The following is a 6401-nucleotide window of genomic DNA, read 5'->3' on the forward strand; positions in this document are numbered from 1 at the left end:
GTGGGAGCCCGTCGGCTCCCACCGCCCCTCCGGCGTTCCAGGGGGCATCACGCGGCCCACGCCGCCAGGGCGTCGAAGTCCTCGCGGACCAGCCCGATCCGTTCGTCGATGCGCATCAGCAGGGCCTGTGCCGGGTGGCGCTGGTCGACGTACTCGCGGTCCATGTCCGTGATGTCGTCGTCGATCCACGCGAAGGGCCGCGCACCCGCGTACTCGAGGATGTACTGGGTCTTCCAGAAGGTGCCGCGCGGCGCCCGGCCGTGCATCGCCGGCCAGTCGATGAAGGGGAGTTCGGGCAGTCCCAGGTGCGGGCCTATCCACTCGTTCGCCTCGTCCTTCCACGTGGTGGCCCAGACCAGCTCGTAGCGGTCCGCGAGGGCGAGCAGCTCCGCCCCGTGGCCGTGGTTCAGCCAGACCCGCAGCGGCTTGGCCTGCTCCGCCGCCGTCCAGCCCGTCGGGCGCATCCGATGGGTGCTGTACCCCTCCGGGCGGCGCGTGGCCCTGGCCGCGTAGGGGTTCAGCGGTCCGTCGACATCGATCAGCAGCAGTGGCTTCATCTCGGCAGGATTCCGTTCCGGCCGCCCTCGGGCAGCTCATTTTCGCGAGGAATGAGACATGGACGTCTCATTCGGGGTATTCTTGTCTCATGGCCATGGATCGTGACCAGGTGCTCCGCGATGCGGCCGCCCTGCTTTCCCGCAAGTCGACCGCCACGATGGACGAGGTCGCCCGCGCCGCCGGCATCGGGCGCGCGACCCTCCACAGACACTTCGCCGGGCGCGACGCACTCGTACGGGCCCTCGAAGAACTCGGCATCCGGGAGTTCGAGGTGGCGTTCGACAACGCCCGCCTCGACGAGGGCACGGCGGTGGAGGCGCTGGGGCGCCTGGTCGCCGAGTCCGAGCCCAACGCCCAGCTGCTGGCCTTCCTCGTCACCGAGAACCAGCTGTTCGAGGGCGACGAGGTCAACGCGGGATGGGCCCGGCTCGACGCCCGCGTCGGTGCGCTCTTCCGGCGCGGCCAGGAAGAGGGCGACATCCGGATCGACCTGAGCCCGGCATGGCTCACCGAGGCGCTCTACGCCCTCGTTGGCGCCTGCGCCTGGGCCGTGATGGACGGCCGGGTCGCCGCCAAGGACTTCCAGTACATGATCACCGAGCTCTTGCTCGGTGGCGCCAGACGGAGTGTGGAGAAATGAGCAGCACCCAGCAGCTGAACAGCCCGATCGGGACGGAGACCAAGAGCCGCGGCCGCTGGCTCGCCCTGTGCGTGCTGGTGCTCGCCGTGCTGCTGGTCGCCGTCGACGCGACCGTACTCGGTCTCGCCACGCCCGCACTCTCCGAGGACCTCAAGCCGTCCGGCACCCAGCTGCTCTGGATAGGCGACATCTACTCCTTCGTCATCGCCGGACTCCTGGTCTCCATGGGCAGCCTCGGTGACCGCATCGGCCGCAAGAAGCTGCTGCTCACCGGCGCCGTCGCGTTCGGTGCCGTGTCGGTGCTCAACGCCTACGCGACCAGCCCCGAGATGATGATCGTCGCCCGGGCCCTGCTCGGCGTGGCCGGTGCGACCCTCATGCCGTCCACCCTCGCCCTGATCCGCAACATCTTCCACGACCCCAAGGAGCGCAGCCTCGCGATCGGCATCTGGGGGGCCACCGCCTCGGCCGGCGCGGCCGTCGGCCCGGTCGTCGGCGGAGCCCTCCTGCAGCACTTCTGGTGGGGCTCGGTCTTCCTGATCAACCTCCCTGTGATGATCGCCCTGGTCCTCGTCGGAATCAAGCTGCTTCCCGAATCCAGGAACCCGGTCGCCGGCCCCTGGGACCTCGTCAGCGTCGGTCTCTCCCTCGTCGGCGTGATCAGCGTGGTCTATGCCGTCAAGGAAGCCGCCACCCACGGCATCACCTGGGAGGTCGCGGCCACCGCGGCCCTGGGCGCCGGTGCGCTGTACGCCTTCGTGCGCCGTCAGTTCGCCCTGCCGTCCCCGCTGCTCGACATGCGGCTCTTCAAGCACCGCGGCTTCTCCGGCGCGGTCCTCGCCGACCTGCTCACCGTCTTCGGCCTCTCCGGACTGGTCTTCTTCCTCTCCCAGTTCCTGCAGCTCGTCCAGGGCCGCGACCCGCTGGAGGCGGGCCTCGCCGAACTGCCGGCCGCCATCGGCGCGGTGGTCACCGGCCTGATCGCCGGCCGGTACGCCCGCCGGTACTCGGTACGGTCCATCGTGGCCGGCGGCCTCGGCGCCATCGGCCTGGCCCTCGCCGTGCTGACCGTGATCCACAAGGAGAGCGGTTACCCGCTGCTCGGTGCGGCGCTGCTCGTCGTCGGCCTCGGCGCCGGCTTCTCCTTCACCGTCACCGCCGACGTGATCCTCTCCAGCGTCCCCAAGGAGCAGGCCGGTTCGGCCTCCGCCGTCTCCGAGACGGCGTACGAGCTCGGCGCCGCCCTCGGCATCGCCCTGCTCGGCTCCATCGTCACCGGCGTCTACCAGGGCTTCACCGCCCCGGCCTCGGTCGCGGGCCCGGTCGCCGACGCCGCGCACGAATCCCTCGGCGGGGCCGTCGAGGCCGCGAAGGCACTGGACCCGCACACCGCCCAGGTGATGGTCGGCGCCGCCCAGGACGCCTTCGTGGACGGGCTGCGGCTCGCCTCCGGCGTCGGCGCGGCCGTACTGCTGGCCACCGCCGTGGCCGCCTGGTTCCTGCTGAAGGGCCAGCGGCTCCAGGAGGGCGTCGAACACTGACGCCCCGCCAAAGGGTGAGGTCCCCGGCCGAGTTGACAGTCCGTCCGGCCGCGGGACACCATCCCGGCGATGGAGATCAACGACCTGACCCCGGCCGAGCGCCGCGTCTGCGACGCCTTCGTGCTGGGAGAAGGCGTCGACTTCCGTGAAGGCCCGGACGAGGACGCGGTGGACGGGGCAACCTGGGGGCCCGAGCGGACCCTGCGCGCCGAAGTCCTCTGCGCCCTGCTGCTCGGCAGGACCGCGGCCACCGGCCGGGTCCCGGGGCTCAACGTCCGGGGTGCCCGGATCACCGGCAAGATCAACCTCAAGTACGCCGACATCGAGCACGCGATCCGCCTGCGGGCCTGCTGGTTCGAGCGCAAGCCCGTCCTGTTCGGGGCCCGGCTGCGCGCGCTGTCGCTGAGCGACTCGGCCCTGCCCGGTCTGACCGCCTCCACCCTCACCGTCGACGTCGCGCTGCGGATGTCCTGCTGCCGCATCACCGGCCCGGTGCGGCTCGCCGGCGCCCGGATCGCGGGCGGCCTCTTCCTCCACCAGGCCGTCATCGGCGCCCCCGGCGCCGCCGACGAGCCGCCGCTGCAGCTCAACCATGCCGACATCGGCACCGACGTCATCGCCACGGAACTCACCGTCCACGGTCAGACGCGCATGAACGGGGCCACCGTCGGCGGCCGGATCCAGCTCGACCGGGCCCGGCTGCTCGCCCCCGGCGGAGCCGCCCTGCACGCCGAGAACCTGACCGTCGGCACCGACCTGCGCGCGCACCGGCTGAAGGCCCAGGGCATGGTCAACCTCACCGGCTCCCGCATACCGGGCCAGGCCAACCTCAGCCGTGCCGACCTCGCCCACCCGGACGGGACCGCCCTGCGCGCCTCCAGCTGTGCGATCGGCGAGCTGTGGCTGCGCCGGTGCGACCGGATCCGGGGCGACGTGAACCTGCGCCGCTCCACCCTCGACCTGCTCCACATCGATCCGGAGACCTGGCCCGCGCGCATCGCCATCGACGGCCTCACCTACCGGACCCTCGCCCCCCACCTGCCGGCGGAGCAGCGACTGCCCGCGCTGGAGCGGGAGGAATCCGGATACCTCCCGTACGCCTACGAACAGCTCGCGGCGGCCTACCGTACGGCGGGCGACGAGGCGGCCGCCCGGACCGTCCAGCTGGCGAAGCTGCGCCGGCACCGCCACACCCTGCCCCGGCCCACCCGGGCGTGGGGGCTGCTCCAGGACGTCACCGTTGGCTACGGCTTCCGGCCGCTGCGCGCGGCGGGGTGGCTGCTGGCGTTACTGCTGACGGGGTCGGTCGCGTACGGGATCGACCCGCCGCGCGCGCTGAAGGCGGGGGAGGCGCCGGACTTCAACGCGGTCTTCTACACGATCGACCTGATGGTGCCGATCGTCAGTTTCGGCCAGGAGGCGGCCTTCGCGCCGAGCGGCTGGCACCAGTGGCTCTCGTACCTGCTGATCGTGACCGGCTGGATCCTCGCCACCACCACGGCGGCGGGTGTCAGCCGGTCGCTCCAGCGCCAGTAGCAGGACCTCAGGCGGCCTTCGCCTTGGTGGCGTACATGTCGACGTACTCCTGGCCCGACAGGCGCATGACCTCGGCCATCACCGAGTCGGTGACGGCGCGCAGCACGTAGCGGTCGCGGTCCATGCCCTCGTAGCGGGAGAACTCCATCGGCTCGCCGAAGCGGACGGTGACCCGGCCCGGGCGCGGCATGCCGGCGCCGCCGGGCTGCAGCTTGTCGGTGCCGATCATCGCGAACGGCACCACGGGGGCGCCGGTCATCAGGGTCAGACGGGCGATGCCGGTGCGGCCGCGGTAGAGCCGGCCGTCGGGGGAGCGGGTGCCCTCGGGGTAGATGCCGAAGATCTTGCCCTCTTCGAGGATGCGGCGACCGGTCATCAGGGCCGCGACACCGCCGTTCGCACCGTCACGGTCGACGGGGATCATGCCGGAGCCGGTGAAGAACCAGGCCATGGCGCGGCCCTTGATCCCCTTGCCGGTCACGTACTCGTCCTTGCCGATGAAGTGGACCGTGCGGTCGCACACCAGCGGCAGGATCATGGAGTCGATGAAGGTGAGATGGTTGCCCGCCAGAATCACCGGCCCGGAGCCGGGGATGTTCTCGATGCCCTCCACGCGGGTGCGGAACATCATGCGCATGACCGGTCCGACAGTGGCTTTGATGAGCTTCGTACGGAACAACGTGGGCCCTCCGGCATCGAAAAGCGGTTCGCGCACCCACCCAGCGGCGGTAGCGCAGGTGAGGACGATACTCGCGGGTCAGCTCCTGGCGCACATCGGGTTCACGTGTCGGATACGCATTGTTGACGCATGTTTGCGCCAAGTTCCCCGGATGTGCCGTCGTGGCACCCCCTTCGGCCACCCCCCTTTGCCTACCATCGGCACGCCGATCGCGGGCCGCGACACGGCGTTCACGACGAGGAGTGGCACTCATGACACAGGGTGGGGCAGCGCGGCGCACGGTCCTGGGGGCGGCCGTCCTGGCGGCGGGGACCGGAATCACCGGACTCGCGGCGGGATCCGCCTCCGCGGCGGACGACGGGTACGGCGACGGGCGCGGCGACGGAGGCCACCGGGACCTGCCCCACCCGACGGTCATCGGCCATCGCGGAGCCAGCGGCTACCGGCCGGAGCACACTCTCGGTTCCTACCAGCTTGCCCTCGACCTCGGGGCCGACGTCGTCGAGCAGGACCTGGTCCCGACCCGGGACGGCCATCTGGTGTGCCGCCACGAGAACGAGATCGGCGGGACCACCGACGTCGCCGACCACCCCGAATTCGCCTCCCGGCGCACCACCAAGTCCGTCGACGGGGTCCCGGTCACCGGCTGGTTCACCGAGGACTTCACCCTGGCCGAGCTGAGGACGCTGCGCGCGAAGGAACGCATCCCCGCCGTCCGCCAGCGCAACACGCTCTACGACGGCCAGTGGGCGGTGCCCACCTTCGAAGAGGTCCTGCGCTGGGCCGACCGCGAGGGCAAGCGGCGGGGCAGGCGGGTGTGGCTGCACGTGGAGACCAAGCACCCCAGCTACTTCCGGGGCCTCGGCCTCGGCCTGGAGGAGCGCCTCGCCAAGCTGCTGCGCCGCTACGGGCGCGACGGCCGGGGCGCCGCGGTCTTCCTGCAGTCCTTCGAGCCCTCCAGCATCCAGCGCCTCTCCCGGCTGGTCTCCGCGCCCCGCGTGGTCCTGCTCTCGGCCGCGGGCACCCGCCCCTGGGACTTCGAACTGGCCAAGGACCCGCGTACGGTCGCGGACCTGGTCAAGCCCGAGGGTCTGAAGTGGATCGCCGGCTTCGCCCAGGGCATCGGCCCGACCATGGACCTGATCCTCCCGCGCGACGCGCAGGGGCGGCTCGGCGCGCCGACCACGCTGGTGAAGGACGCGCACGCCCGCGGACTGCTGCTGCACCCCTATACCGCGCGCAACGAGAACAGCTTCCTGCCCGCCGAGTACCGCAGGGGCACAGACCCGACCGCTTACGGGGACGCCCTCGCCGCCTTCCGCACCTACTTCGAACAGGGCATCGACGGGATCTTCACCGACAACCCGGACACCGGACTGCTCGCGGCGGAGGCCTTCCGTCCGGGCCGGCGCCCCGTCAACCGCTGAGCGAGGCTTCCCGTACGAGT

The 6401-nt window shown here is 71.5% G+C and carries 6 protein-coding genes; 4 read left to right on the forward strand and 2 right to left on the reverse strand.

Going from position 1 to position 6401, the window contains the following annotated elements; all coding sequences use genetic code 11:
* Positions 1-47 precede the first annotated feature (47 nt).
* Positions 48-557 (reverse strand): HAD domain-containing protein, encoded by a 510-nt coding sequence (locus ACWGE1_RS39300; RefSeq protein WP_453425266.1) that lies wholly within the window; start codon positions 555-557, stop codon positions 48-50.
* An 89-nt stretch (positions 558-646) separates the two neighbouring features.
* Between ACWGE1_RS39300 and ACWGE1_RS39305 the strand changes: the two genes are divergently transcribed.
* The 3 genes from ACWGE1_RS39305 to ACWGE1_RS39315 all read left to right on the forward strand — a co-directional run bounded on the left by ACWGE1_RS39305 (position 647) and on the right by ACWGE1_RS39315 (position 4275).
* On the forward strand, positions 647-1198 hold the full coding sequence (locus tag ACWGE1_RS39305; protein WP_453425267.1) for a TetR/AcrR family transcriptional regulator: 552 nt from the start codon (positions 647-649) through the stop codon (positions 1196-1198).
* Positions 1195-2739 (forward strand): MFS transporter, encoded by a 1545-nt coding sequence (locus ACWGE1_RS39310; protein ID WP_453425268.1) that lies wholly within the window; start codon positions 1195-1197, stop codon positions 2737-2739. Before ACWGE1_RS39305 ends, ACWGE1_RS39310 begins: the two co-directional genes overlap by 4 nt.
* Positions 2740-2808: 69 nt before the next feature.
* A complete protein-coding gene (locus ACWGE1_RS39315; RefSeq protein ID WP_453425269.1) occupies positions 2809-4275 on the forward strand; it encodes a membrane-associated oxidoreductase in 1467 nt (488 codons plus the stop codon).
* Positions 4276-4282: 7 nt separating this feature from the next.
* Here the strand turns inward: ACWGE1_RS39315 and ACWGE1_RS39320 are convergent, their stop codons facing one another.
* Positions 4283-4912 (reverse strand): lysophospholipid acyltransferase family protein, encoded by a 630-nt coding sequence (locus ACWGE1_RS39320; protein WP_030765574.1) that lies wholly within the window; start codon positions 4910-4912, stop codon positions 4283-4285.
* A gap of 293 nt (positions 4913-5205) precedes the next feature.
* Here ACWGE1_RS39320 and ACWGE1_RS39325 point away from each other — a divergent pair, with 293 nt between their 5' ends.
* Positions 5206-6381 (forward strand): glycerophosphodiester phosphodiesterase, encoded by a 1176-nt coding sequence (locus ACWGE1_RS39325; protein ID WP_453425270.1) that lies wholly within the window; start codon positions 5206-5208, stop codon positions 6379-6381.
* Positions 6382-6401 lie beyond the last annotated feature (20 nt).

The organism is Streptomyces sp. NPDC054932 (genome assembly GCF_053610205.1).

Coding starts and splice junctions, on each gene's coding strand:
- ACWGE1_RS39325 (WP_453425270.1), top strand. CDS start 5,206: ATGACACAGGGTGGGGCAGCGCGGCGCACGGTCCTGGGGGCGGCCGTC.
- ACWGE1_RS39300 (WP_453425266.1), bottom strand. CDS start 557: ATGAAGCCACTGCTGCTGATCGATGTCGACGGACCGCTGAACCCCTAC.
- ACWGE1_RS39320 (WP_030765574.1), bottom strand. CDS start 4,912: ATGCGCATGATGTTCCGCACCCGCGTGGAGGGCATCGAGAACATCCCC.
- ACWGE1_RS39310 (WP_453425268.1), top strand. CDS start 1,195: ATGAGCAGCACCCAGCAGCTGAACAGCCCGATCGGGACGGAGACCAAG.
- ACWGE1_RS39305 (WP_453425267.1), top strand. CDS start 647: ATGGCCATGGATCGTGACCAGGTGCTCCGCGATGCGGCCGCCCTGCTT.
- ACWGE1_RS39315 (WP_453425269.1), top strand. CDS start 2,809: ATGGAGATCAACGACCTGACCCCGGCCGAGCGCCGCGTCTGCGACGCC.